Consider the following 26,631-nt stretch of genomic DNA (forward strand, 5'->3'; position numbering starts at 1 on the left):
CAATAGAAGAAGGCAGACCTACAGTATAGATCGTCTTAATCGTCTGAGCTTGATCCAAATCCCGTTACCCGGGTCCTGCTCATTGCCTAATTAGGTGATCTGCCGTTGATGATTTCGATTTCTCCATACCCACAGACGATTCAATAATCCATCTGAAACAATTCCACTTTTGTATCGAGTAGTCCAAACAGTTGATTTTTCATCAAAAATTATTTCTTTAATTAATGAAAGAGTCTGTAAAATAGTTTGTGCAAACTATCGTTACCCGTTAGTATTCCTGTAGAGCGTTAAATTGCCGCTTTGCATAAAAACGAGCACCTCGGTACGATGGAAGTACGCAACGGGTCATAGCCCTAAAAATTCCTTCATCCAGGAGGACGCTCTTCGAAATATATAAAGGAAGCATTATTAGCCTTGTATCATAATCTTTGAATTCTCTAAGACCCTTCACTTCTTCTATGAATGACAACCATTCGATGGAATCGGGAACACAACCCGACCCTTTCCACCGTCGGCCTCGCTATTCGTACTGTTGATTATATCGTAAGCAGCTAAAAAATTTAGCGCGGATTCAATAAAATATGGCTAAAGTTCGTCCCTAGCAGTGTCCCTGTATTCTTGAGGGGTCATTCCGGTTGCTTTCTTGAAGAAACGAGTAAAGGATTGCGGCGAATCATAGCCGACCCGAGTCCCGATCTCTTGGATCTTCAGCTCTTCTGATGCAAACAGCTCCTTCGCTTTCCCGATTCTTGCGTCTTCAATGTATTCCGACACGTTCAAACCTTTCTCCTGTTTAAAAAGGCGGGATAGATAAGACGGATTAAAATGGACGCACTTTGCCAATCGAACAAGCGAAAGCTCTTCAGCGATATGCTTATCAATATAATGGCAGACTGCTGCAATGGCTTCAGCAGCCCTGCTGTTCTCCACGTTTCGTCTAAGCGTGAATAGCAGCACTGCTGTCCTGGAGAGGTAATCAAAGCCTTCCTGCCACGAGCAATGCGCATCAAAGCGCAGCAATGCCGCTGTCGGAACTTGTTCGTGAAGCTGTCTGCGGTTAATGTAGGATATAAGCACCAAGGCCAAAGAATAATATAACTCCGCAGCTTGGGCGCCTTCCGCCAGCCGTCCGGTGTCGATGGGCATAAAAAGTTCTTGCAGGAGTTCCATGAAAGCATCCTTCCGCCCGCCTTCCAAATGACCGGCAAGCTGTTCGAACTTCTCGCTGCGCACTCGCTCTTTCGTCTGCCCGGCCGGATCGTTCTCTTCGATTTGTACGGTCATCACCATGTTTGCGCCGTCACCAGCCCGGTTGTACTGCAATTGCCTGATTCTCTCATAGGCATCCGGTAAAACTTCCCAGTCGATAAGCGTCCTGCAGACGGTAAAAGACGATTCTAATTGGAGGGAGTCGCAGCAGACGGCTTGGATATGCTCTAATGTACCTTCAAGGAACCGCACGATTGTTTCATACGTCTGAGCCGATTCGGCCGGCGGAGTACTGTCTTCCGGCTGGATCAACCAAAGCAGGTCGCCATATCTGTCAATCAGCCCTACGGATCGTGTTTTTTCTCTGAGATAGCCGTCTCCAAGAAGCTTGACGGCTAACGCCGCTTCCTGTCTCTCGGTAAACAATGGCAGTGACCTTGTCCGAATCAAACTGCCTAGAACCAGCAGGACCGGTTTGTGAGGATCGAGCAGAATATCCAGCTTCCGGAAGTCTTCCGCTCTAACTGTCGACATGCCTCCTTCTGTACCGAACAGCAGATGACGGAAATAATCGCCATGCGCCAGTGTCTCTAGCGTGTTTCGCTGTTCCGTTGCCTGCTGCAGAAGATGATCCTTCTGCAGCTCTCCGTCCAGCTCCCGTAAAACATCACGCACCTCGGCAATCACTTTGGCATTGCCTTCCGTCTTCAGCAAATATCGCACGCCACTTGCCTGAATCGCTTTGTAAATGGATTCAAAATCATTATAGCCCGTCAAGAAAATAATCCGGCATCTTGGCCAGTTCCGGCGAATGATCTCCATCAGCTCTAATCCGCCGATTTCAGGCATTCTTATATCTGAGAGAACAATGTCGATCCGGGTGTCATTTAACCACTCCAGCGCTTCGCTCCCGGAATAAGCTTTGTAAATGTCCAGTCCCGGTATGCGCAGATCGCTCAAAATTTCGGCTAATCCATCCGTTATAATCTCTTCATCGTCCACAACGAGCAGTTTATACAATTGGTTTACCCTCCCCCAGCGGTACTCGGATCGCTACCCGGATTCCTCCAAGCTCTCCTCGAGATAAGTGCAGGCCGCTCCCCTCGCCGAAAGTGATGACAAGCCGGCGATGAATATTCACCATTCCTGTCGTTTCAGACTTGTCATCCTGATGTACTATTGCAAGGGAAATTCGCTCAAGCTCCTCGTTGCTCAAGCTGTTCCCGTTGTCTTCCACGATAATGCATGCCCAATCTTCGAAGCGTTCAAATTGAACCGAAATGACGCCATTTCGCGCCATTTTTTCGAGACTATGTTCGAACGCGTTCTCAATAATGGGTTGCACAATAAGCCGAGGAACCAGTATCTCCTCAAACGCTGCAGGCAAATCGTCGAACCGGACCTGAATTCGTCGTGAAAACCGCAGCTTTTGAATTTCGGTATACATCATTGCATGATGAATCTCTTGCTTCAACGTCACCTCATCCGATGCATTACGGGTCACAAACTGGAAGTACTCGCCTAGCTGAACCGAGAATTGTTCGATCCGCTCATTGTCCCCTCTTTTGGCCATCGTGTTTATTATAAAGAAGCTGTTGTACAGAAAGTGCGGATTAATCTGCGATTGAAGCTGCTTCAATTCCGAGCGCTGCGCCAAAATTTTCTGTTTGTACACTTGATCGATAAGCGTCCGCAAATTGGCCACCATCTGATTGAAACGAGCATAGATATAACGAAACTCATCGTTTGCATCGTGCGCGATGGCCAACTCGAGATCACCGCTTTCCAGACGGCGGAATCCTTTGACCAGCTTAAGCAGAGGTTTGTGGATAAACTTGTATGTCGATAAGGCATAAACCATAATGATGATGAGCGAGACAAACGCGAAAAGCCAAGCCCAAATATAAAACTTGTCCAGCGGCCTTCTTACGATCTGCTCCGGGATAAACCGGTAAATGGACATGTCCAGATGACTGGAGTAGGCATGGGAAACGAAATAGGAGCGGCCTTCAAGCTCAAGCGATTCAGAATTGCCGTCAGCTATCTTCAAGAGATCATTCTTAAGCTCTTCCACGTACTTTGTCCGACCGACTCCTTGTCCGCTTACGAGAACTAATCCGGCATGGCCGGTGATGAGGACGGCAGAGCTATCCGGATACACATTGAATTGCTGCAGCGCTTCCTGGAGCTTCAGATTGTCAAGCCCGATTTCAACAATGAAGAGCGGCTCTCTTTCTATCGTTCCGGCAGGCTTGGCTGCAATAAGGAGAAGATGACCCTCCCAATCCGTCAATTGGGTTTGCTTACCTAACAGCGCGCGCATAGCTTCATAACGCTTTTCGTCAAAATCTTTTACACCGTAAATGGCTGAAATGGTTTTGCCGATCGCCCGAATATGAACGTTGACATCCAAGATGTAGTCACTGCTGTTCTGCATTGTAATGGCACGTCCTAGAACCGAATTGATGCTTTCCATCCGTTCAATGTCGCCCATCGATTCCCAAATGATAGCAAGATTGTTCAGATCGGTGTCTTCCACAAAGCCGTACTGAAGGAGCTTCATTCGCTCAATTTCATTCTCCAGATCGTTCAGATAGAACGAGATTTGGGAGACGGCCGTCTTCGAGATGTCTTCGCTCGCGGTTCGGATGCCCCAGTGATAAATATAAATGCCGAGCAGCGCGACAGGCACCATGATCAGCAGAAAGGTGACGATCAACCGGATGAAGATTGTATTTCGTAATGAGAATTCGGGACGTCTAACCAAAACAGTTTCCCCCAGATCTTTTCCTCTAGTATACATCACCCTTCCCCGGTACCTGCTGCGCTATCCTTTTACGCTTCCAAGCACGATCCCCTTGACAAAGTATTTTTGCAAGAAAGGGTAAGCGGCGATAATCGGGAGTGATCCGAGAAAAATTTGTGACGCTTTTAACGTTCTGTCCGAAATAAGAGCCAGATTCATCAAATCTTCGCGCGACATCGAACCAAAATTCATCTGGATGACAATCGTTTGAATGTAGCTCTGCAGCGGATAACGAATAGGGTCCCCCATCAATATGAGACCGTCAAACCAGCTGTTCCAGTGCTCCACCATCGAGAACAGCGCAAGCGTGGCAATCGCCGGCTTGGAAATCGGTACATAGATTCGCCATAAGGTCGTCCATTGTCCCGCTCCGTCGATAATAGCGGACTCCTCCAGCTCTTTGGGCACCTCACGGAAAAAATTAAGCAACAGCACGATGCTGAACACCGGAACCGCACCGGGTAGAACCAGAGCCCAGATGGAATCCAGCAGACCAAGTTGTTTAATCGTAACGTACCACGGGATAAGGCCGCCGTTGAACAGCATGGTCACGAAGAAAATCCAGGCATACACGAGCCGGTAACGGAAATGCTGCGTCTCTTTGGATAACGGATAGGCAACAAGAATCGTAAGCAAAAGATTCAGCGGGGTACCAATGGCGATTCGCTCCAGGGAGATCAGCATAGATCGCCAGAAGCCTTCCCTTCCTGCCGTAAAATCATAAGAAGCCAAAGTGAAATCCACCGGCCAAAGCTTCACATAACCTGCTGATGCTGCGGCGTTGGAACTGAACGATAAGGCGATAATATGAAGAAGCGGGAGCACGCACAGGAGAGCAACCGCTATCAGAAATACAGCGTTCACGACAGCGAACCAGTCGAAGCGCTTGCCGGTTTTCGGTGAACGGTACATGATGGATGAATCCGATTTGGCAGAGTTACCTGACATGGTGGAACCTCCTAAAAAATTCTGTATTTGGCGAACCGGTAAGCAAGGAAATACGAGCCCGATATCAGAATGAGAGATACGATTGATTTGAAAAATCCGACAGCAGTAGCCACGCCGTATTGCGCATCGAGAAGTCCGATCCGGTACACAAACGTATCCAGTATATCGCCGCTCTCATATACTTGAGGGCTGTACAAGTTGAACACCTGATCAAATCCCGCATTCAATAACTGACCGAGACTAAGCACCGACAACAGCACGATGACCATTCGCATGCCGGGCAGCGTAATATACCATACTTTTTTCCAGCGATTCGCGCCGTCGATCGTCGCAGCCTCATACAAGCCCGGATCGATGCCGGTAATAGCCGCCAAATATACAATAGTTCCGTAACCGAAGCTTTTCCAAATATCTGAGACGATCAGAGTAGCCGGAAACCACTTGTTGTCCCCCAAAAAAAAGATGGGCTCGATGGAAAAAGACTTCAGCAATGCGTTAACAATGCCGCCCGAGGGGGACAACAGATCGATCAGAATACCGCCAAGCACAACCCATGACAAAAAATAAGGCAGATAAATCGTCGTTTGGATCGACCTCTTAATCTTCTCATTCTTCAGCTCATTTAACAGAATTGCAAAGATGATCGGTACAAGCAGACCGAGCACAAGCTTAAAGCTGGAAATGTAAAGCGTGTTCCAAAGCACCTGTCCAAAGCTCGGCAGCTCCAAAACATAGCTGAAGTTCTCCCACCCCACCCATTTCTGCTCACCGAAAAGCCCTCTGGCGGGAATGAATTTTTGGAAAGCGATCGTGATCCCGGCCATTGGAATATATGAAAAAATCACGATAAACAGCAAACCCGGTAAAATCATCAAGTGAAAAGGTAGCTCTCTCCTCGTCCTTGCGCTCTTCATTATATTTTCCTCCGATGCATAGGCGGGGAGAGCCGCCATGAATGCGCGCTCCCCCTGTTAGCCTCTACTTATTGGATGCGTACCAATCATTGACTTCCTGCGTGATTTGATCGCCGCCAAGCTTCTTCCAATCTGCGACGAACTTGTCGAACTCCTCGATCGGTTGGCCAAGGATGATCTTGATGAACACCTCGTTTTGCATTTTCTCCAGTGTCGTTTTACGCTCGACCATTGTTGCCGTAGGCGCGCCTACAAATTTGTCAAGGAGGAACAACTTGTTCTTATCGTACTGATCGGTAATTCCTATCGAGCCTTCTGGACCGTAAATACGTTCCCAGCCCCATACGGCAAAGCCTTCGGTAGCGCCGGAATTGTAAAGATCGATCTTCTCCTGAATCGTCTGCGCTTCGCCCTTAAGCGTCGACATATCGCCGGCTTTACGGGCCGCGTCGATCTGACGAAACGCCTCGAGATTTTTCTTGGGAGGAGCCGGGGTTACAGGTGACAATTGCCATACGCTTTCAGCTTCCTTCGGCGCATAATACTTATCAAATTCAGCCGTTTCACCCCAGTTTTTCTCCACGTGCATATTGAAGAGCTTGATTATCGCTTCCGGATTTTCGGCGCCTTTTCTAACCGCGAAAAATTTCGTGGTACTGAACTTCAGCGGCACCTTCGGCGTTTCACTCGTCTCCGATACGATCGGGAACGCCCGCCATTTCGCGTTTTTGTCATTATCCTTGCTCAGCTGGAGCGGCCAGATGGAGTTCCATTGCTCGCCATACTCCATGCCGATTTTCCCCGCCGAAATCTGCTCGGCCACCTTGCCGCCGTCCTTCGTTCCGAACTCCTTATCGAGCTGTCCCTGCTTCACCATGTCCTGCAGCACTTGCAGAGCTTTTTTCGCCTCAGGCTGAATGCTGCCAAACTCAAGCTGTCCGGATTCGTTCTCAACCCAAATATTCGGATATGCTTTAAAGCCGGCCATAAAACCTTCGAGGCCCATAGCTCCTCCCCAGAGACCTTTGGTCATGCCGAGACCGTACGTGTCCTTCTTTCCGTTGCCATCCGGATCGTTCTCGGTAAATGCTTTTGAAATTGCCAGTACATCATCCATCGATTTCGGAGGCTGGAGCCCGAGCTTGTCCAGCCAATCCGTGCGTACCCAGACAAACATGGAACGTTCGATCGACGGATCCACCTGCGGAATCGCCATCAGCTTGCCGTCGTAAGTCGCTGCGTCAAAAGGGCTAGTCCCTTCCTGCGATAAAATATCCTTCAGCAGCGGAGATGCATATTTCTCATATAATTGTGTCATGTCCTCGATCTGATCCGAATCCGTAAGCTGCTTCAGCTGGATCGCATTGACCGGAACAATGTCGGGCAGATCCCCGGATGCGAGCGTAACGTTCATCTTCTGCAAATATTGATCCGAGGTGTCCGAGCCTTTGACGACCCATTTGTATTTGATTTTGATGCCGAGCTGCTCCTCGTAGATGCGGGACCATCTGTTGTCTTCCAGCGTTTCGTCCTTCAACACGCCAAGTACGTTGTTCTCGACGACATCGCTCAGGCTTCGGACGGTCGTCACTTCAATAGGCGGATCAAACTTTCCAAGCGGCTCCGCGACCGTCTCGTTTCCAACAGCCGATCCATTGCCGGAATCAGTCATATTTTGCTCTGCCGACCCATTGTTGTTCCCTCCGGTATTGGCGCTGCATGCCGAAGTCAGCATGACCGCCGCCAGCAGCAGCGTCATTCCTTTGGTATAGGAGTTTTTTCGTTTATTTTGTTTCATTTCCGAATCCCCCATTTCAATATTTGTGATATGCCGTTTATGATGGCTACGCTTTCATTATAATGTTCCACAATTGTGCCTACAATTTTCATCTTTTTACTTTGTTAACCCGCGTTTACTAATTGCAAGCGCTTACCAAAAATACTGCCATTTCGAATATTCATCATTATACGAAGTTCCTTCGCCACGGCAAATACCCGACCTTTTCGATTGAGAAAGGGTCGGGCTGCGTCCGTTGTCGCTTGCATACCGATCATATGGAATTACAAATCTTTGATGCGGTTATTCTTCCATCTCACGATAAACAAAATAATCGAAATCCGCATGCTTTCGGGCACCGCTTAAATCCTGGACGCACACGCCGACGAACGCTCCGGTGAAGCCTTGGTCGAGCAAAAATCCGCCGCGCTTCGCCTCAGCATTCTCGTCGGACATCCGACCGGCCTCCAGTTCGGGCCCGATCGCCGTCCATTCGTGCCCGTCAGCCGAATAGTGAAATTGGGACGTTTCGTAGTTCAGCGTCAGCTTCAAATAAACCCGCTCCCAGCCGTCGACGGAAATGTCCCTCCAGCGGCTCGTCGTATTGCCCCTGATTACTTGTCAGGATGGTGATGCTTTTGCCCAGCTCTTCGTCGCGGCTGATTCGCAAATAAAACCAGTTTTTCGCGTTGTAGTAGTAAACCAAGCCCGCCATCTGCTGATACGTGTCAGGCTCGAATTCGACTACTGTCTCGGCTTCGACCGCGAACGACTGCGCGAAGAATCGACGGATCTGGATTAAAGCCCCTCAGAATCGGATTAGCTATCGTGCTCATAGTTGGCGTTTCTCCTTTTCGTTTTTTGGACTATTTGCCGGCACCTTCCGCCGCTAGCGCTCGCATGCCGGCTTCCAGAGTCCGGATGATACGATTCGTGTCGTAGACGCAGCCCTGCCAGGTTCCGCCGCTGGCTGATTGCAGCGCGGCCCACAGACGGGTATCGTCCGGGAGCCCGGGATCCTCCGACAATCCGGGATGAGGCGCTCTCGCAGTGAGAACAGCCGAGCCGACTTCCGGCGTGCCGGGCTGCGGGCCGCAGCCGACCATATGGATCGAGCCCTCCAGCTTGCGAGTGTCGATACGGATGTCCACCCAATCGCCGTCTCGAAGCAGTCCGACGGGACCCCCGGCTAGCGCCTCCGGCCCAATATGGCCGATGCAAGCGCCGGTCGACACGCCGGAGAATCGGGCATCGGTCAGAAGTGATACCTGCCGGCCGAAGGTCAAATGCTTCAGCGCGGACGTCAGTTGGTACGTCTCCTCCATCCCGGTGCCCGACGGGCCGCGTCCGATCAACGCCAGAATGTCGCCCGCTGAGATGCCGCCGGTCTTAATCGCACGGATCGCGTCGCGTTCGGTCGTGAACACTTTGACCCGGCCTACATGTCGGAATACACCTTCTGCATCCAGAACCGAAGGGTCAATCGCCGTCGACTTGATCACCGATCCTTCCGGCGCGATATTGCCGGTAGGGAACGTGACGGTTGGTGTCAGGCCTGCAATCCGCGCCCGGTCCGGGCTGTAGATGACCGTGTCCGGGTCGATACCTTCCCGCTCAGCGAGATAAGCGCGCATGCGCCGACGCCGCTCGGAAGTCTCCCACCAGTTCAGCGTCTCGTCAAGCGTCACGCCTGCCGCAGTGAGCACGCTTACATCCAGAACGCCGAGGCGTCGAAGATGCAGCATGACCTCAGGCACGCCGCCGGCCAGAAAAACGCGAACTGTTGGATGCGGTACGGGTCCGTTCGGCAGCACGCTGACGAGCCGCGGAACGCTCCGGTTAACCTCCGCCCAGTCCCCGGCGTCCGGCACCGCGAGTCCCGCCGCATGCGCGATCGCTGGGATGTGCAGCAGGAGGTTGGTGGAGCCGCCGAAGGCCGCATGAACCGCCATTGCGTTTCGGATGGACGCGTCCGTCAGCAGGTCGCCAAGTGTCAGGCCACGGCTTGCTAGCGCCATGGCTGCCCGGGCGGATTGGCGCGCCATCGCCGTCCAGACCGGCTGGCCAGACGGGGCCAGCGCGGCATGCGGCACGGTCAAACCCAATGCCTCCGCCACCACCTGCGCGGTTCCCGCCGTGCCGAGGAACTGACAGCCGCCGCCCGGCGTCGCGCAGGCTCGGCAGCCGAGATCCGCAGCCTCTTCCAGCGAAAGCTCGCCGTTCGCGTAACGGGCGCCGATCGTCTGGATTTTGCCGGCGTCCTCTCCATTCGTCGGCGGCAGCGTAACGCCGCCCGGCACGATAACGCCGGGAAGCTTCTTCATGCCGGCAAGCGCCAGCATCATGGCCGGCAGCCCCTTGTCGCACGTTGCGACGCCAATAACGGCAGCTCTCGTAGGCAGTGAGCGAATTAGCCGCCGCATTACCATAGCCGCGTCATTGCGATACGGCAGCGAATCGAACATCCCTGTCGTGCCCTGCGAGCGGCCGTCGCACGGATCGCTGACATGGGCGGCGAACGGGATGCCTCCCGCCCCGGCGATCTCTTCAGCAGCCGCCTTCATCAACAGGCCGATCTCCCAATGTCCGGTATGAAAGCCGAGCGCGACCGGCGTGCCGTCCTCGCCACGGATACCGCCAAGCGTGCCCAGAATGAGCACCTCCCTGCCCTGCAATCGGTCCGCCCGCCAACCCATGCCGACATTCTGGCTCCAACCGAACAGGTCGCCGCTCGGCGCGTTAAGCAGCAGCTCCGGTGTAAGAGGCAGCTTGCCGGATGGTCCCGGCGCATGCGTGGCCACCTCGAAATAATGCTCGTCTTCCCGGCCCATCACAGCTTTTAACAGATCCTCCATCGTGCGTTTCCCCCTCCCGGTTAAGGCTTCACGAACACCGTTTTCACCGACGTATAAAACTCGATCGCCGCCTGTCCCTGCTCGCGCGAATGGGAGCTGGAGCCTTTCATGCCGCCAAACGGAGCCTGCAGTTCTACGCCTGCCGTTTCGGCGTTGACGCGGACGAGCCCTGCATCCGTTTCCTGAACGAACTTCAGAGCATTACCGATGTTGCGGGTATACAGCGAAGCACTGAGGCCGTATTCCGTATCGTTCGCGAGCTCAATCGCCTCATCCAGGTCGCGCGCCTCGATCAGCGCCAGCACCGGCCCGAAAATTTCCTCCCGCGCAATGGACATCCTCGGGGTCACCCGGTCGAATATGGCAGGTGTTACAAAAAAGCCATCCGCTAGCGCCGGATCAGCCGGCCGATCGCCGCCGATGAGCAGCTCCGCGCCCTCCTCCTTGCCCTTGCGAATGTAGTGCAGCACTGTATCGTACTGCTTCCGGTTGGCGCAAGGGCCAAGCCACGTATCCTCGTTCAGGCCGTCGCCGACCCGGAGCGTCTTCACCTTCTCGAGCAATTTCGTCCGGAAAGCATCATAAACGTCGCGCACGACGATCACCCGACTCGTTGCCGTACATTTCTGGCCGGTGGAGCGCAGCCCTCCGCTGATCGTCGCATCAACCGCAAGATCAAGATCGGCGTCGGCGGCGATGATGATCGGATTTTTTCCGCCCATTTCCAGCTGATACTTGGCCCCGCGGGCCAGTGCGAGCTGGCCGACACGCTTGCCGACGGCGCCCGAGCCCGTGAACGTGACACCATGAATGTCCGGGTGCTCGGCGATCCCCTGCCCGATGACGGCGCCGTCACCGATGACCATGTTCACCACGCCTGCCGGAAAGCCGGCTTCATGGAAGCAAGCCATAATCAGAGAAGCGGTAACAGCCGTCTCGGCTGCCGGCTTCCAAACGACGGTGTTGCCGTAGATCAGGGCAGGCGCCATTTTCCAAACTGGAATCGCAACAGGAAAATTCCATGGCGTAATAATGCCGACAACGCCGAGCGGCGCACGTGTTGTGAACATTAATGCTTCCGCATCCGTCGCCGGAATGACCTCGCCGATTGGGCGCATTCCCTCGCCTGCGTAATAGCGCAAAATAGCCGCGCCGCGAGCCGTCTCGCCCTTCGCCTCGCCGAGCGTCTTGCCCATCTCGAGGGTCATCGCCCGCCCGATTTCCTCCATTCGGCTTTCCAGCAGATCTGCAGCCTTGAACAGCAATGCGCCGCGCTGGGCGCCGGTCAGCTTGCGCCAGGCGTGCCGGGCCGCTTCGGCGGATGCTACCGCAACGCCTAGATCCTCGCGGCCAGAGTCGGGCGCTTGCCCGACGATTTCGCTGCTGCGGGCCGGATTATATCCGGGCTTGCGCCTGCCGGAGATCGGCGTTTTCCATTCCCCGCCGATATAGTTGTCGATTGTCGCAATTTCCGTGTTCGTCGAATGTTCGCTGATTGCCATTGCTTTTTCCCCCTTAGGCGTGAATAGGAGCCGTTTCCAGCTCATGAGTACAGAGTACCGTGTTCACCAATGTCCCGATTCCTTCGATTTCAATCTCGATACGATCGCCGGATGCCAGCGTGAACTGGTTCGGCGGAACAAGACAGGTGCCAGTCAGCAGTACAGTACCGTCGAACAGGTCGTTATCCCGCTTAAGGAAGCCGGCCAGATCCTCCAGCCTGCGCTTCAATTGCCCGGTACCGGCCGATTCTTCAACGACCAGGGCTTCATCCCGGTAAATGCGGCAGGCAATCGAAAGCGCGTACGGGTCAGCCACCGTTTCCGCCAGCCGGACGAACGGTCCGATTGAGCATGATCGCTTCCAAATTTTCGCCTGCGGCAGGTAAAGAGGATTTTCGCCTTCGATGTCGCGGCAGCTCATATCATTGCCGGCCGTGTAACCGACGATTGCGCCGGTGCTGTCCAGAACAAGCCCCAGCTCCGCCTCCGGAACCTGCCACGAGGAATCGCTGCGCAGGCATACCGCTTCGCCGGGACCAACGGTACGGGCTGCGGTCGATTTCATGAACAGCTCCGGGCGATCGGCCTCGTATACTTTGTCGTAAAACGTGTCCGCGTCAAGCCGCCCTTCCGTCGCCTCGTAATTTCGTGCCTCGCGGCTGCGCTGATAGGTCACGCCGGCCGCCCATACCTCCGGCGCGTCCAGCGGCGTCGTCAGGTCCAGCGTCTCCGCCGGGACTCCGAGCGGTGAGAGGCTGCCGAGCAGTGTCTCTATATAGGCCGCGGCTGTCTGTCCGGCTGCACGAGCCTCTGCGATAAGCGCCATCAGGTCCGGCGCGTCCAGCCGGTAAGCTGCTCCTTCTTCCGTCCTCACTCCTAAATAGATTCTTGAAGCTTCCCGATAACGAAAAATACGCATAATGACATGGCCTCCCGTTTTTTTGTTTTATAATATAAAACCAAGTTCTTATATAATGACAAACGAAGACCCGGCCAGGATCTTTGCGCCTCCAAGCATTATCTTGGGCGGTAGCCGAGTCCGCGGGAAATCTGTTCTGACGTTTCCTGCAAATACAGGACGAACTGCGCCAATTCCTCATCGCCGACCGTAGACGTCATAGTTGAAATGCTGACCGCCGCTGCAACGTGCCCGCCGTGGTCGTATACCGGCGCCGCGGCGCAGCGGACGCCCGGCTCATTCTCTTCTCGGTCATAGGCGATGCCTGTAAGCCGCACGGAGCTCAGCTCTTTCTGGAAAGCCGGCTCATTCGATATCGTATGAGGCGTATGAATAGAATAATCGTATCCCTCCAGCATCCGCGAAAGCTCAGCCTCCGGCAGGAACGCCGCCAGCATTTTACCGACTGCGCTGCTGTGCAGCGGAACGCGCCGGCCGATCCGGGAATACCGGATCGCAGCTTTGCTCCCCTCGACCTTATCGATATAGACGCCTTCCGCTCCGTCCCGGATGACCAGATGAACGGTCTGTCCCGTCTTCACGGACAGCGCTTCCATCGGCCCTCTTGCGATCTCCCGGATATCAAAGCCCTGCAATAGCAGCTGCCCCTTCTCCAGCAGACGCATGCCGAGCCGATAGAGACCGTTCTCGTCCTGTTCAATGTAGCGATGATGCTGAAGCGTCTTGAGCAGGGAATGCACGGTACTCTTATGCAGTCCGACCCTGGCGCTGATCTCGGTAATTTTCAGCTCGCGGTTCTGCTCGTCGAAAAGATCAAGAATAGTAAGCGCCCGGTCGAGCGATTGTATGATCGGCATGGAATATACCCCCTCCTTTCGTTCTATAATATAAAACAATGTTCTTATATATTGTACCAAACTATCGACAATGTCGTCTAGCTGCTTATCTCTTTTGAAGTCCACGCAAGTGCACGTATAGGTATCGTAGGTCTTCCCATCAATATCCGTGTTAACCGTTTGAAGATTAGACGATACATCTTCTAGATCTACTTCATTAATTAATTCGCCGTTTTCGTAAAGCTTATATATCGAACCATTGTTACCCCACCACATATTCATGGTGATTGTATGATGGCGACTGGAACACGATTTTGCACCTAATCGCTATGGCGACAATAGACTGGCGGATATTGACGGTACGAACAGGCTAAGGAGATGCTCAGATAGTCGAGAATCCAAAGATCCATGATTCCATGGTTTTTTTCACCGTTGTACCTATAAGGAATCAGTCGCTAGACAAGTTATCTAAAAATGAGTTGGGAAAAATGGTATAAATCGTTCTTCCAAACCGGCCAATCGTGACCGCCGCTCTCCTCGTACCAAATGTGTGGCACATTGTTCAGTTTCAAATAAGTATGCGTCCGATCGCTGACATGCTTAAGATTATCCAAAAGCCCGCATGACAACCAGAGAAGTCTGAGCCTAGACGACGCTTCTTCCGGTTCCGGGACAAGCAACTCGGGCTCTTTCGTGTTAGGCGCGGAAGAAAAACCCCCAATCCAAGCAAATCGATCGAGATTGCCTAAACCGATGTTGAGCGATTGACCTCCTCCCATCGATAAACCGGCAATAGCACGGTTCTCTCGCCCCACTAGAACTGGATAGTTCGATTCTATATAAGGTATAAGATCATGAAGCAAATCGGATTCGAAATCTTCGAACGCCTTTAATTTGTTTGCTTCAAACAGGTCCCCCTCCGCCCGGTCGTTCAGCATTGCACGACCGTTGGGCAAGACCACGATCATAGGCGCAAGCTTGCGGTCTGCATACATATTATCAAGAATCACTTGCGGACCCGCATGATTGTACCATTCCGCTTCGTCACCGCCGATACCGTGCAATAAATAGAGAACGTTATACCTTTGATCTTCGGAATAACCCGGAGGGATGTAAATCATCGCTTTGCGCTTACTTCCCACTGTCATTGAGAAATACTCTACCGTTTTTATTTTTCCGCGGGCAATGTTTTCCCTGTACTGGTCATACCCTGGCTGAGCGGCATGTCTTATAGATTCATCGTGATCCGAATTCATCATATTCCCTTCCCCTTTCTGATTGCACTTGTTTCATATCCAAAAATTATAATCTTTGCAAACTGCACTAACAACCTGTCAATTGATACTTCTCACTCGTACGTCAAAGTTAGAGTTAGAAGGGTCATAGAACCCGTCACGGATCAAGGCACCTACAATAACTATTACAAATTGCGAAGCGTAAGCTCGTCCGACAACAAAGTCATGGATGTTCGTAACGGAACAAAAAACAACGGGGAATCTATTCAGCTTATGCCGGATCTCTCCAATACCGCGCAGCAGTTTCCGATTGATAAGAATGAGTAACGGGTATTGGAATATCCTCAACGTGAACAGCAATAAAGCGGTTGAGGTCGTCGGGTCCTCCACCGCCGATGGAGCAAAGATTCAACAAAATCTATACCGCGGCGATCTCAATCAGCAATGGCAACTGGTACAAATTAATTAGCAGGAAGATATTTAAAAGAAGGTATCCTAAAAGCCTTGGCTTCTAGGACACCTTCTTTAGATTTCTTCATTATCGCCTCCTTTAAGCTCCAATATCTGATCTTTTTATACACTCCGTCGTTCTCCCCGCTTAACGGATTGTTTTTGTAAAAAGGGGGGCGCTCCTGGCTGGATCGCTGGTCGAAATATTAACGACCGTTCTTGTCCTCCCCTTCGTACGGATACAGCTGATAGCCATTGTCGTCCATGACATAGAACCGATTGCCGCTCCCGTTAGAATGTTCGAGATCGACCATGCTGCTGAATACCGTCTCTGCATCCTGCTGTACCTTAATACTACCTTGTGCGTCCCCGAACCCTCCGAAAAAAGTGCGGTACAGCGAAATGAAATACTTGTCCTTAAAATAAACAAATGATTTCGCCAGCTCGTCATCCGGCTCCGGCAAGCCGACAACGACTCCTCCTTCTCCCCGGATCACGGCTTTATACCAAGGCTTCGTTCGCAGGCATATCCTCCTTCGTGTAATTCAGCAAAGCCCCTGTAGAGATCCGGTTTCCATCGAAATTCCATTCCCTCTTGCTATGCAATTCCCTTCAATTATAATGATATTGATAATATAAATTAACTTCTAACTCAATTTTGCTTATAATTAACTCAATATTGATAGGGGTGAATATCTTTGCTGGAATACCGTCTCCTGGAAAAAGTAACGCACGGCTCCTCTGACTTTCCGTTCGCCGTCTACAACGTAGATTACCTTTCGGGAAATCAGTTTATCCTTCCGTTGCATTGGCACGAGGAAATCGAGTTGATCTATATCCGAACGGGACATGCCGTATTCTCCGTGAGCCATGTGGAGATCCCCGTGCAGGCTGGCGATTGTCTGATCGTCAATTCGGGAGAGCCCCACAGCGGCTATAGTGATTCCGCATACGGTTGCTCCTACTCCACTATCGTATTCAAGCTGTCGTGGCTATCCACCCTGCATCCCGATTTCTGTCAGGAGCAGTACTTGAATCCGCTTCTTCGTGGAGAGCTTATGTTCCCTTCCCTGTTGACGCGACGTCGAGTGCAGGATCAGCTAGGGATCGGCCGAATCGAGGATCTGCTCGCGGAATACCGAAACGAACATGGCGGATTTCAGCTTGGCGTCAAGGGACGGCTTTATATGCTTCTCGCGGCTCTCTACTCACATTTGATTCCAAAGCAGCTATACGAACGCGCCAATCCATTAAACACGCACAAATGGAAGAACCTGCTTCAAGTGCTGGAGTACATCAACGAAAACTACAAGTCTCCGCTCACGCTTGACGATCTGGCGTCCATCGGCTCTATTTCGCCGTCCCATCTGTGCCGGCTATTTAAGGAGCTGACGGACATGAGGCCGCTGGAATATATTAATCTGCTCCGAGTTAACAGCGCCGCACTCATGATCCAATCCGGCTCATGCAGCATGCTGGAAGCGGCGCTTGAGAACGGCTTTCAGCATCTAAGCTACTTCTCAAAGCAATTCAAGAAATACAAGGGGATGTCGCCTTCGGCTTTCAAACGCCTACAAGGGAGAGCTTCATTCCCAAACTGACCGAAATAAATGTCTTAGTAGATTTCTCGAAGGAGGAAAAACCATGTATAAGGTGCTTATCGTGGATGACGAAATTTTTGTCCGCAAGGGGTTGATCAGTCTAATGGATTGGTCGTCACAACAATTTGAAATCTGCGGCGAAGCGGAAAACGGGGAGCAAGCACTGGAGCTTATTGAACAACTGACCCCGGACCTAGTCATTGTGGATATACGCATGCCCGTGCTAGACGGTCTGGAGCTGATCCAAAAGGTGAAAGCGGAGGGCGACCATCAACCGCTGTTTATCATCTTGAGCGGGTACCCCGACTTCTCTTATGCTCAGCAAGCCTTTCGTTTCAATGTGTCGGATTATATCCTGAAGCCGGTTGATGAACAGGAGCTTATATCTACCTTGAAAAAAATAGCCAATACGCTGAATCAAAAACAGCTCTTATCGATAACGAGAGAAAAGCCGCTTGTCGAAACCGTCATCGAAAGTTTGCTGCAGACCGAGCCCAGCGAGCAAGTGATGGCACGGATTGCCCATGCGCTGGAGCTTCCACTCTCCTCTTCCTATACGTATATAATTGCAGAAATACAGGATAAGCTGCCTCAAGGGGCAATCGACTATTTGCCAGCACTGCAAACATCGCTCCAGCAATATTTTCATCATGAGGGACAACCTCTGCTCATTCATGTACGCACGTACAATCAATATGGCTTTATTGTGCCTCAGTTGTGGCTGGACGAGCAAAGCGAGGCAGAGCGGACGAACTACGGCAAGCTGCTTGATATGCTGGAGACGGAGCTTGCAACGACAATAGCTTTGTTTATTGGTCATACGGCAAGCCATTTAAAACAGATCGCTCATTCCGGGATCAGTGCCGCGGAATGCTTGAATTATCGTTTTGCCGCCGGCAATAACGGCATCTTTATGGCATCGGACCTGCTGGGGCTGCCCTTATATTATTTTGATGTAGATGAAGACCTGCACAGCAAGCTCATTTATGAGATTGAAGCGGATCGAAAGGAAGGTTATAACTCCGCTATTGATGCCATTTTTATTGCCTTTCAGGAGCGGCATTTCGCTTCAGGTGCAGTTACGAATACGATCAGGCGAATTATGATTGCTATCATCAATATCATCCGGCAGCTGGAAGGAAACGAAAAAGATCTGCAATGGTTGGACGAGTTGCTCAATTGGCAGATGAAATACCGCAATTTGAAGCAGCTAAGGCATGTTTTTTTGCAATTTATAGAAGAAGCGGCTAAATATATCGCGGAAAAGCGAGGCGAAAAGAACGAGGGCAGTATTGAAAAAGTAAAAAAATATATCGACAGCCACTACAAAGAAAACATCTATCTGAAAGGGATTGCTGCCGAATTTCACATGAATCCGGTCTACCTCGGACAGCTGTTTCGCAAAAATTACGGCGTTTATTTCAATGAGTATGTGCTTTCGCTTCGCATCGAGGAGGCAAAGCGGCTGCTGCGGCAAACGAAAAAACGCATGTACGAAATCGCGGATCTCGTAGGCTTTCAAAATGCCGATTATTTTGCTGCCCAGTTTGAAAAACTGGAGAACATGACGCCAACGGATTATCGCAATAAGATGATCGGTAAAAAATAAGGAGGCTCCCCCTCGTGCTCAACTTTCGTTTTCATCATTTGAAGCTCCGAAACAAGCTGGTCTTCATCTATATTGTATGCGTATTCGTACCGATCGTACTAACTAACGTGATGTTCTATCATGTGACAACCATTAACATAAAAAATCAGAAAACGGCAGATGCGGAACAAGCAATAAATCAATTGAAAGACGAATTAGGTGCAGTCATTGAAGATGCAGCAGGTATTTCCTATCTGTATTCTATTAACGAGCAGCTCAACAATCATTTAAACATCGTTCATGCGTCTCATTATCGCTATGTGGAGTCGCTGAATGCCATTTCGAATCTGTTCAACCGAGCCGACAAGGAGTACAAAACCATCAGCTCCGTTGTCATTATGAGTGACAATCCGACGATACTGGCATCGAGCCATATCGTCAGACTCGAGGACGAGATGCGGAACACGGATTGGTATCATCAAATCAAAAATTTCAATAATACGTATCCCTATTTGTACGTAACGTCCGACAGTATCAGCGTTATTCAAAAGCTATCCGATCGCCGGACCGAGACGTATGAGCATGTGATGAAAATAGACTTGAATATGGATTATATTACTCAAATTCTTGATTTATCCAGCTTTAAGGGGGACTTTTACTTTCTGGATCCGTCTAATCAAGCTCGTTACGGCAGACTGTCCAGCGGTCAACCAAGTGTTCAGATCACAACAGGGCAGTCACTACGCCTCAAAGATATACCCAGACCCAATAAAGCAATCGTCATCAGCAAGCAATATCATAATAATCGCTATTTGGGAGACTGGACGGTATACGGGGTCTTGGATGAAGAGAAAATTTTGTATGATGTCAGACAATCAGGGCAATTTATCCTTTGGTTTGCAGGGATTAATTTTCTTGTGCCTACGATCGTAATCGTGCTTGTTTCCCGCTCGATCCATACACGCATTCAAAAAATCCTGAAACACATGAAGTCCATAAAAGGCAAAAACTTTGAACGCATTCCTTATCATCGGGAACGGGATGAGGTAGGCGAGCTTGCAGTGGAGTTCAACCGAATGAGCGAGCGGATCGAGAACCTGATTAATGATGTGTATGAAACGGAGATACAGAAGAAAGAGCTGGAGCTGAGCCAAAGACAAGCCCAATTACATGCGCTACACAGTCAGATCAACCCTCACTTTTTATTTAATGCGTTGGAGACGATCCGAATGCGAAGCCAGATGAAGGGTGAGATACAAACGGCCAAGACAATTCAGAACATGGCAAAAATCTTTCGTAAATCGATTCTTTGGAAACGGAGCTTCGTTACGATTCGCGAGGAGCTTGAGTTGATGGAAAGCTTCCTGGAAATTCAGAAGTACCGTTTTGACAGTAAACTCGAGTATCATATCGAAGTGGATCAATCCCTTCTGGATATTGAAATTCCGAAGATGACCTTTTTGCCGTTTGTGGAAAATGCAAGCATTCATGGCATCGAGAATGTGCCGGGCATTGGGTATATTACGATTCAGATCGCGCAAGAACATGGTCAGATTGTCTTCCTCATTGCGGACAATGGGGTGGGCATGGATCAGGAGAAGATACGGGAGCTTCATCATTACCTCCATGAGGAGGCTATCATGGGCGATTCCATCGGAATGAAAAATGTCATTACTCGCCTGAAAATATGCTATGGTGAATCGTTCACCTTCACGATTGACAGTGATCCGGGAGGAGGATCACGGATCATGCTGCGTCTGCCACTGGACAGAAAAGATTGAACCTGCATAAGAAAAGCTTAATTATTCAAAGACCGATCTAAGGTTTGCTATATAACAATAGTATGCGTTTTCTTTTATACTGAAAGTGCTTACAATACTTTGACAGAGAAAGGGGATACAACAATGCGCAAGAAAAAATGGCTGCAGTACAGCCTGGCCGTTCTAACGGCTACGACAATCCTCCTTGCTGGCTGCTCAAATAATAATCCAGCAGGAAGCAACACTGAAGCAGGCGGAACGAATGGAGAGGTCAGCACAGACCCGGTAAGATACGATTACTTCGCCTTCGGTACAAATAAAGACGTGATTGCCAGCAACACGACCATCGGCAAGATTCTCCAGGAGCAGACAGGTGTCGATTGGAAGATGGAGTATGTTGTAGGAGATGCTAGCACAAAGTCCGGTGTCATGATTGCCGGAGGCGATTATCCCGATGTCATCTCTCCGGTAGGCGAGCTTTCTAAGCTCTTGGATGCAGGCGCGTTCATCCCGCTCAACGATCTGATCGAGAAGTACGGTCCTAACATCAAGCGTGTCTACGGCGACTATATGGACAAGATGAAGGATGAGGACGGCAACATCTATATTCTTCCTTTCACTGCCAATGTAAACGGCTATTTGATGGAGCCTGACGCGTCCAGTACTTTTTGGATGCAGCGCCGAGTGCTGAAAGAATTCGGGTATCCGAAAGTGAAAACGCTTGATCAATATTTTGATCTGATCGAGCAGTATCAAGCCAAATACCCTTCTGTAGACGGAAAAAACACGATTGGCTTCCTTACGTTCGCCGGCACCCCTGGTGAGTTTTTCACCATAACCAATCAGCCGATGCATCTTGCCGGATATCCGAACGACGGCAACGTCATGGTTGACATGAAGACCCATGAAGCCAAGCTTTATATGGGCACCGAATATGAGAAACGCTGGCTTGCCTCATTAAACGAGATGAACCGGAAAGGCTTGCTTGATCCGGAGACCTTTACCGCTAACAAAGATCAGTACCTGGCTAAGCTTACGTCCGGCCGCGTTCTGGGATATGCCAACTATTCCTGGCAGATTGGAGATGCTACCAACAATCTGAAAGCGGCGGGCAATGACGACCTTCGTTATGTGGCGCTTCCCATTGTCTTTGATGAAAGCATCACAGATGCCTATATTGATCCGCCTTCCTTCGTCAACAACCGCGGGCTCGGAATTACCGTGAGCGCTGAGGATCCGGTACGCATCATTAAATATTGGGATAACATGTTGACAGATGAAAATCAGAAGCTCATTCAATGGGGTCAGAAAGATGTCACCTACTCGGTAAATGAAGAAGGCCGTTTCGTCATGAGCAAGGAGCAATTAGCCAACCGCAACGACAATGAATTTAAACGTACTTACGGCTGGGCGTATTTCGATTATGAGTGGCCGCGTTACGGCAACAACTCGGTGTACGAGGACGGCAACGCTCATGTGCCCACCAGTCAGCCGGAAGTAGCGGCGGTCAATTACACGGAGGGTGATCTAGCCTTGCTAAAAGCCTACGGTCTGAAGACCTTCTCCGGCTTCTATTCCAAACCGGTTGAGCGCCCATGGTACCCTGCCTGGAGCATCGAGAAAGAACTAGGCTCTCCTGAACAGATCTTCAATCAGAAAGCAGGAGATCTCCAGCAGAAATACTATCCAAAAATGGTGTTTGCTTCTGAAGCAGCCTTTGAATCCACTTGGAATGAGTATATTGCAGAGTTCAACAAGCTGGATGCTGCCGGTTTCGAGAAATTCATGACCACTAAGGTGAAGGAGCGTGTCGCAGGAAATTGGTAGGCGGCAGCTTCTGAATCATAATAATGAACCGGGAAAGGTGAAGTCACTTCACTTTTCTCTTCTACACTTGTTAGAGAGATACAGTTTTAGCCGGAAGGGAGACGGATCGGTGGAGAAACATGCAGTACAGATGGCAAGATCGACTTCTGAAGATTCGCGCCTGAGAACCTTATTTAAAACATTGTCTAAACAAAAAATGCTAATGCTGATGTCGTTGCCATTTCTCATCTGGGTCATCATATTTAAGTATCTTCCGCTCTGGGGATGGACGATTGCTTTTCAAAAATTCAGATTGGCAAGGGATCTATTCGACCAGACCTGGATCGGATTGGATAACTTCAGGTCTTTGTTCAAGGAACAACAGTTTTATCTAGTCCTGCGCAATACGCTTGTTATGAGCTCTATCAATCTGGTGCTGGGGTTTGTAACGGCCATCGTGCTGGCACTGCTGCTGAATGAACTGCGTAAGGTCTACTTTAAGCGGGCGGTGCAGACGATCAGCTACTTGCCGCATTTTATTTCATGGGTAGTAGCTGCAAATATCGTGCAAACAGCGCTGGCGCCCGAAGGTATAGTCAATGTGTTGCTGCTCCGAATGCAGCTCATCGATCATCCTATTCTGTGGCTGGGGGTAGGCGAATATTTCTGGGGTATCCTCGGAGTAACGGAAGTATGGAAGAATGTCGGCTGGAACACCATCATTTACTTGGCCGCCATTACGACGATTGACCCTACTCAGTATGAAGCAGCAGAGATGGATGGCGCTTCACGCATTCAACGGATGTGGCATGTTACGCTTCCAGGCATGAAGCCAGTCATAATCATTTTGCTGATTATGAATCTGGGTAATATTCTGGAGTCCGGGTTCGAAGCGCAATACTTGCTTGGCAACGGCATTAATGTTGAATTCTCGGAAAATCTGGATATATTCGTCTTGAAATACGGCATGCAAATGAATAACTTTGGCTTGGCGACCGCAGCCGGAATGTTTAAAACCGTGGTCAGCTTCATCTTCCTCATCGCCGCCAACAACCTCGCCAAACGGATGGGCGAAAGCAGATTGTACTAAATGAAAGGAGGCTAAGGCTGTGGAACAAGCCAAATCAGCTCGAAATTCTTCAATGGGCGATAAAATTTTCGATGTGTGTAACATCATTTTTATGATTATCCTAATCATTTTGACCCTGTACCCCTTCTTGAATATGTTTGCCTTGTCGTTTAACGATGCGAATGATTCGATTCGAGGCAGCATTTATATTTGGCCACGCGAATGGACTCTGAGAAATTTTGAATATGTGTTTAACGAGTCTAATGTGTTTTATGCGACCTTTATCTCCGCGGCACGGACGATCATCGGGACGATCATCTCCGTGCTTTGTACGGCGATGCTGGCTTATACGATCAGCCGTCCTGAATATGCATTGAAAAAGTTTGTAACTATTACCTTCATTTTTACGATGTATTTCAGCGGTGGCTTGATTCCGAGCTACCTGCTGACCAAAGAGCTTGGATTGTTGAACAGCTTCTGGGTATACATTATCCCGGGTATTATCGGCGTGTTCAATATGATTGTTATTCGTTCCTTCATTGAAGGTTTGCCGGAGGGCATCATGGAATCGGCTAAAATCGATGGAGCCGGAGACTTTACCACATTTATGCGTATTGTGCTTCCGCTTACTGTTCCTGCTCTTGCTACGGTGTCTTTGTTCGTAGCGGTATCCCAGTGGAACTCCTGGTTTGACGTATTCTTATACAACTCTTCACAGCCTAATCTAAGTACCTTGCAGTACGAACTAATGAAGGTGTTGTCCACATCAAGCGCTACGACAAGTTCAGGCGGCTCGGCGGCTGATGCCTTTGCTAATGCGCAGGGAAATGTAACGACGGTTACGCCAACATCGGTTCGCGCAACGATGACGATCGTAGCCAGTGTGCCGATTATTATGGTCTATCCGTTTCTACAGAAGTATTTTGTCAAAGGGATGGTCGTTGGCGGTGTGAAAGGCTAATGGAAAAGGAAACGCGTGGCGAACGGGTCGGTTGATCGAGTAGGAGAAAGCGCCTAGCCTCCGTCTTCTCACACCAATGTACATGCGGGTCCGCATTCGGCGGTCCATAAGGGTAACAAAGCTCCAAATAACGAGAATGTAAACTTTTCAGCCCTTTCGCTTCCATGTAGGAAGTCGGAAGGGCATTGTTATATTTTGAGACATTTTCCATGCCCCCGACTAGAATTGGTCATGAGCCAATAAATGATTCCTATTCAGTACCGAGGATATCGATCAACGCAATCTCATTGCCTTCCTTGTCCGTGCCAATCGGGTCATGCAAAGATACATCCTTGCGCGTCTTCTTCAAAGACCGCAAATGCATAAGTATTTCATTCTCGATACAACGAGCGGCAAAAGTCGCGAGCTTCGTTCCTTCCGATGTAATTTTTGAACAAAAATAAATCGTTCTGCTTATAAATTCTTGGGATGATACCTCGAATGGTTTTCTCCGTCCTCCTACATAAGCAGGCGCGGGCCAAACGCGTAGTAGGGCAGCCTACGATTCCCATTAAAAAATTAAGTTAGTTCAAAGCCAAAAAGTAGACGTTTCCATGTTATGAAGACGCCTGTTTATTAGCCGTTAAACTATTTCTTCTGCTTATCTTGCGGTCCTCCCCATTGATCGAAAATCATTGATATTCACATTTAAAGTTTGAGAATTCCGCAACGGAGCCTTCACCGCAAGCATACAGCCCGATGATTACGCCCGTGAATCCTCCCGCTACCTCGGAAGACAGATATTTCGTTTGCGCCGTGCCCAGGCAGATGTCATCGCCGTCTGCACGAAGAAGGAAACGGTAGCAGGTGGGGCTGGCTTGTATAACGAGGGAAGCGTGATTGTCATTTTGTCGATCCAGGACTTTTTCGATGGATTTAATATCACCGACATTCAGGCGTTCAATGACCTCATACCCGCTGTCGCCTTTGCGTATCGCGAAATCATAATGATGATTCTCATCCATATAGAGCGTGATGCCTGCCTCGCCATTCGTGAGGTATACATCACAGAAAATTTCCGCGTTGAAATTCATTTGACGAATGCCGATGAATGTAGGTGAATCCACTTGATCAAGCGTGACTTCAGTTCCTTTAAGCTTCAGCTTGTTTTGTTTAAACGCGTAATTTTCCACAGAAGGCAGACGAAGATAACACCATTCCTTGTCCCATTCCGTATTTTCGAAGGTATAGCATTTATTCTCTTCCTGAACGACGTCATTTGGAATACGGTCGGTGTCAAAGCCCGATAATGTGGTGCCGTTATGTCCTGCAGTAAACCAGCCGTCCTCGCCGAAGGTCATCGGAGTAAGGAATACTTCGCGTCCAAGATGATGATAAGCAATCCATTTGCCGATCTGACGGAATCCGAGATGAAGCATCCACCAGTTTCCGAAGTCGTCCTGAACGAGGTCTCCGTGACCGACAGCCTGTATTTCATAGCCGCCTAAATTACGATTAGTCAGCACGGGGTTGTGGGGATAGGCTTCGAACGGTCCGGAAGGAGAAATCCCCCGGGCATAGGTTACCATATGGCCGAATTCGGTTCCTCCCTCAGCCGCTACAAGATAATACCTGTCGTTTATTTTGTATAGATGCGGCGCTTCAAGAAAACGTCCGCCCGTTCCTTGCCAAATCACTTGGCTTGTGGTCAGCTTGCGACCCGTTTCAATATCAATTTCACACTGAACGATACCGCCAACGCCATGATCTTCTGTTCCGTTGCTCATAAAATAGGTTTTTCCGTCTTCAAAATACAAATCAGGGTCAATTCCCCCTTGATCAACATAAATCGGGTCAGACCATTCGCCGTATATATCGTCCGTCCATACATAGAAATTCTGACGTTTCGTGTCGTTGGTGGTCGTCATGTAGAATCGTCCGTCGTTATACCGGATGGTAGGGGCAAAAACACCGCCTGAACTGTTCACTTTGTCAAGTTGGATCTGACTCTCTCTGGTCAGACAGTGACCGATTTGCGTCCAGTTTATCATATCCTTGCTTTCAAAAAGAGGCACACCGGGGAAATACTGCATCGAACTGCAGACAAGATAATAGGTACCATTAACCTTGCAAACGCTAGGGTCTGGATAAAATCCTTTTATGACCGGGTTATTGTATTTCAATTCTTCCACCTCTGTGTCAGTATAGATAAAAGTAACCTGAAAAGCCACGATTAGCACGCAACAATAGAGCATTTTAGGTGTACGTTATTAGAATATACCTTTCAAAAACAAACAATAAAACCCTTAAAATCAGCACAAAAATCATATCTATTTTTGTCTCAATCCTCAAACGGCCTCATCTTTAGATTTGATATCGGACAAATTCACTAGCGTTGCATTGATGTTAGCCGAAT

The 26,631-nt window shown here is 49.9% G+C and carries 19 protein-coding genes and 1 pseudogene; 7 read left to right on the forward strand and 13 right to left on the reverse strand.

Translation table 11 applies throughout. The features are described 5' to 3' along the window. Positions 1 to 585: 585 nt before the first annotated feature. The 11 genes and pseudogenes from AC0YNZ_RS04185 to AC0YNZ_RS04235 all read right to left on the reverse strand — a co-directional run bounded on the left by AC0YNZ_RS04185 (position 586) and on the right by AC0YNZ_RS04235 (position 15,025). Entirely contained in the window at positions 586 to 2,229 is a 1,644-nt protein-coding gene (locus tag AC0YNZ_RS04185; protein ID WP_475825393.1) for a helix-turn-helix domain-containing protein, read from the reverse strand. Next, complete coding sequence (locus tag AC0YNZ_RS04190) at positions 2,222 to 3,976, reverse strand: sensor histidine kinase (protein WP_475825394.1); 1,755 nt, start codon at positions 3,974 to 3,976, stop codon at positions 2,222 to 2,224. Before AC0YNZ_RS04190 ends, AC0YNZ_RS04185 begins: the two co-directional genes overlap by 8 nt. A gap of 60 nt (positions 3,977 to 4,036) precedes the next feature. After that, positions 4,037 to 4,927 (reverse strand): carbohydrate ABC transporter permease, encoded by an 891-nt coding sequence (locus AC0YNZ_RS04195; protein WP_475825519.1) that lies wholly within the window; start codon positions 4,925 to 4,927, stop codon positions 4,037 to 4,039. 47 nt (positions 4,928 to 4,974) lie between these two features. Further along, positions 4,975 to 5,877, reverse strand: a complete 903-nt coding sequence (locus AC0YNZ_RS04200; protein ID WP_475825395.1) for an ABC transporter permease — start codon at positions 5,875 to 5,877, stop codon at positions 4,975 to 4,977. Between the two features lie 64 nt (positions 5,878 to 5,941). Continuing rightward, positions 5,942 to 7,549, reverse strand: coding sequence for an extracellular solute-binding protein (locus tag AC0YNZ_RS04205; protein ID WP_475825520.1), 1,608 nt, complete (start codon positions 7,547 to 7,549; stop codon positions 5,942 to 5,944). A gap of 408 nt (positions 7,550 to 7,957) precedes the next feature. Then, positions 7,958 to 8,369 (reverse strand): annotated as a pseudogene (locus AC0YNZ_RS04210) (beta-xylosidase family glycoside hydrolase). Between the two features lie 151 nt (positions 8,370 to 8,520). Further along, the gene (locus tag AC0YNZ_RS04215) at positions 8,521 to 10,509 is read right to left on the reverse strand and encodes a YjhG/YagF family D-xylonate dehydratase (RefSeq protein ID WP_475825396.1); all 1,989 of its coding nucleotides are present in this window, start codon (positions 10,507 to 10,509) and stop codon (positions 8,521 to 8,523) included. Positions 10,510 to 10,529: 20 nt separating this feature from the next. Beyond that, entirely contained in the window at positions 10,530 to 12,011 is a 1,482-nt protein-coding gene (gene gucD, locus AC0YNZ_RS04220; protein WP_475825397.1) for an alpha-ketoglutaric semialdehyde dehydrogenase GucD, read from the reverse strand. A 13-nt stretch (positions 12,012 to 12,024) separates the two neighbouring features. After that, a complete protein-coding gene (locus AC0YNZ_RS04225; RefSeq protein WP_475825398.1) occupies positions 12,025 to 12,930 on the reverse strand; it encodes a fumarylacetoacetate hydrolase family protein in 906 nt (301 codons plus the stop codon). A 98-nt stretch (positions 12,931 to 13,028) separates the two neighbouring features. Beyond that, a complete protein-coding gene (locus AC0YNZ_RS04230) occupies positions 13,029 to 13,787 on the reverse strand; it encodes an IclR family transcriptional regulator (protein ID WP_475825399.1) in 759 nt (252 codons plus the stop codon). 443 nt (positions 13,788 to 14,230) lie between these two features. Next, positions 14,231 to 15,025: an alpha/beta hydrolase gene (locus AC0YNZ_RS04235; RefSeq protein ID WP_475825400.1), complete on the reverse strand. Its 795-nt coding sequence runs from the start codon at positions 15,023 to 15,025 to the stop codon at positions 14,231 to 14,233. Positions 15,026 to 15,320: 295 nt separating this feature from the next. Between AC0YNZ_RS04235 and AC0YNZ_RS04240 the strand changes: the two genes are divergently transcribed. Beyond that, the gene (locus AC0YNZ_RS04240; RefSeq protein ID WP_245599912.1) at positions 15,321 to 15,470 is read left to right on the forward strand and encodes an RICIN domain-containing protein; all 150 of its coding nucleotides are present in this window, start codon (positions 15,321 to 15,323) and stop codon (positions 15,468 to 15,470) included. A gap of 187 nt (positions 15,471 to 15,657) precedes the next feature. Here AC0YNZ_RS04240 and AC0YNZ_RS04245 read toward each other — a convergent pair whose 3' ends face one another. Then, a complete protein-coding gene (locus tag AC0YNZ_RS04245) occupies positions 15,658 to 15,915 on the reverse strand; it encodes a hypothetical protein (protein WP_475825401.1) in 258 nt (85 codons plus the stop codon). Positions 15,916 to 16,149: 234 nt separating this feature from the next. Between AC0YNZ_RS04245 and AC0YNZ_RS04250 the strand changes: the two genes are divergently transcribed. From AC0YNZ_RS04250 to AC0YNZ_RS04275, 6 genes are all read left to right on the forward strand, one after another. Beyond that, on the forward strand, positions 16,150 to 17,052 hold the full coding sequence (locus AC0YNZ_RS04250; protein WP_475825402.1) for an AraC family transcriptional regulator: 903 nt from the start codon (positions 16,150 to 16,152) through the stop codon (positions 17,050 to 17,052). 43 nt (positions 17,053 to 17,095) lie between these two features. Beyond that, positions 17,096 to 18,661 (forward strand): response regulator transcription factor, encoded by a 1,566-nt coding sequence (locus AC0YNZ_RS04255; RefSeq protein ID WP_475825403.1) that lies wholly within the window; start codon positions 17,096 to 17,098, stop codon positions 18,659 to 18,661. A 14-nt stretch (positions 18,662 to 18,675) separates the two neighbouring features. Then, positions 18,676 to 20,421, forward strand: coding sequence for a sensor histidine kinase (locus AC0YNZ_RS04260; RefSeq protein ID WP_475825404.1), 1,746 nt, complete (start codon positions 18,676 to 18,678; stop codon positions 20,419 to 20,421). A gap of 123 nt (positions 20,422 to 20,544) precedes the next feature. Next, positions 20,545 to 22,227, forward strand: a complete 1,683-nt coding sequence (locus AC0YNZ_RS04265) for an ABC transporter substrate-binding protein (RefSeq protein ID WP_475825405.1) — start codon at positions 20,545 to 20,547, stop codon at positions 22,225 to 22,227. A gap of 130 nt (positions 22,228 to 22,357) precedes the next feature. After that, a complete protein-coding gene (locus tag AC0YNZ_RS04270; protein WP_475825521.1) occupies positions 22,358 to 23,296 on the forward strand; it encodes an ABC transporter permease in 939 nt (312 codons plus the stop codon). Positions 23,297 to 23,348: 52 nt separating this feature from the next. After that, positions 23,349 to 24,236, forward strand: a complete 888-nt coding sequence (locus AC0YNZ_RS04275) for a carbohydrate ABC transporter permease (RefSeq protein WP_475825522.1) — start codon at positions 23,349 to 23,351, stop codon at positions 24,234 to 24,236. Between the two features lie 671 nt (positions 24,237 to 24,907). On the opposite strand, the gene AC0YNZ_RS04280 is transcribed toward AC0YNZ_RS04275, so the two are convergent. Continuing rightward, positions 24,908 to 26,398 carry a glycoside hydrolase family 43 protein gene (locus AC0YNZ_RS04280; RefSeq protein ID WP_475825406.1) on the reverse strand — a complete coding sequence of 497 codons (1,491 nt, stop codon included), beginning with the start codon at positions 26,396 to 26,398 and terminating at the stop codon, positions 24,908 to 24,910. Between the last annotated feature and the right edge of the window lie 233 nt (positions 26,399 to 26,631).

This window comes from Paenibacillus sp. J2L1-98 (genome assembly GCF_056269405.1).

Coding starts and splice junctions, on each gene's coding strand:
- AC0YNZ_RS04195 (WP_475825519.1), bottom strand. CDS start 4,927: ATGTACCGTTCACCGAAAACCGGCAAGCGCTTCGACTGGTTCGCTGTC.
- AC0YNZ_RS04200 (WP_475825395.1), bottom strand. CDS start 5,877: ATGAAGAGCGCAAGGACGAGGAGAGAGCTACCTTTTCACTTGATGATT.
- AC0YNZ_RS04205 (WP_475825520.1), bottom strand. CDS start 7,549: ATGACTGATTCCGGCAATGGATCGGCTGTTGGAAACGAGACGGTCGCG.
- AC0YNZ_RS04215 (WP_475825396.1), bottom strand. CDS start 10,509: ATGGAGGATCTGTTAAAAGCTGTGATGGGCCGGGAAGACGAGCATTAT.
- gucD (WP_475825397.1), bottom strand. CDS start 12,011: ATGGCAATCAGCGAACATTCGACGAACACGGAAATTGCGACAATCGAC.
- AC0YNZ_RS04225 (WP_475825398.1), bottom strand. CDS start 12,930: ATGCGTATTTTTCGTTATCGGGAAGCTTCAAGAATCTATTTAGGAGTG.
- AC0YNZ_RS04230 (WP_475825399.1), bottom strand. CDS start 13,787: ATGCCGATCATACAATCGCTCGACCGGGCGCTTACTATTCTTGATCTT.
- AC0YNZ_RS04235 (WP_475825400.1), bottom strand. CDS start 15,025: ATGATGAATTCGGATCACGATGAATCTATAAGACATGCCGCTCAGCCA.
- AC0YNZ_RS04240 (WP_245599912.1), top strand. CDS start 15,321: ATGAGTAACGGGTATTGGAATATCCTCAACGTGAACAGCAATAAAGCG.
- AC0YNZ_RS04255 (WP_475825403.1), top strand. CDS start 17,096: ATGTATAAGGTGCTTATCGTGGATGACGAAATTTTTGTCCGCAAGGGG.
- AC0YNZ_RS04265 (WP_475825405.1), top strand. CDS start 20,545: ATGCGCAAGAAAAAATGGCTGCAGTACAGCCTGGCCGTTCTAACGGCT.
- AC0YNZ_RS04270 (WP_475825521.1), top strand. CDS start 22,358: ATGGCAAGATCGACTTCTGAAGATTCGCGCCTGAGAACCTTATTTAAA.
- AC0YNZ_RS04275 (WP_475825522.1), top strand. CDS start 23,349: ATGGGCGATAAAATTTTCGATGTGTGTAACATCATTTTTATGATTATC.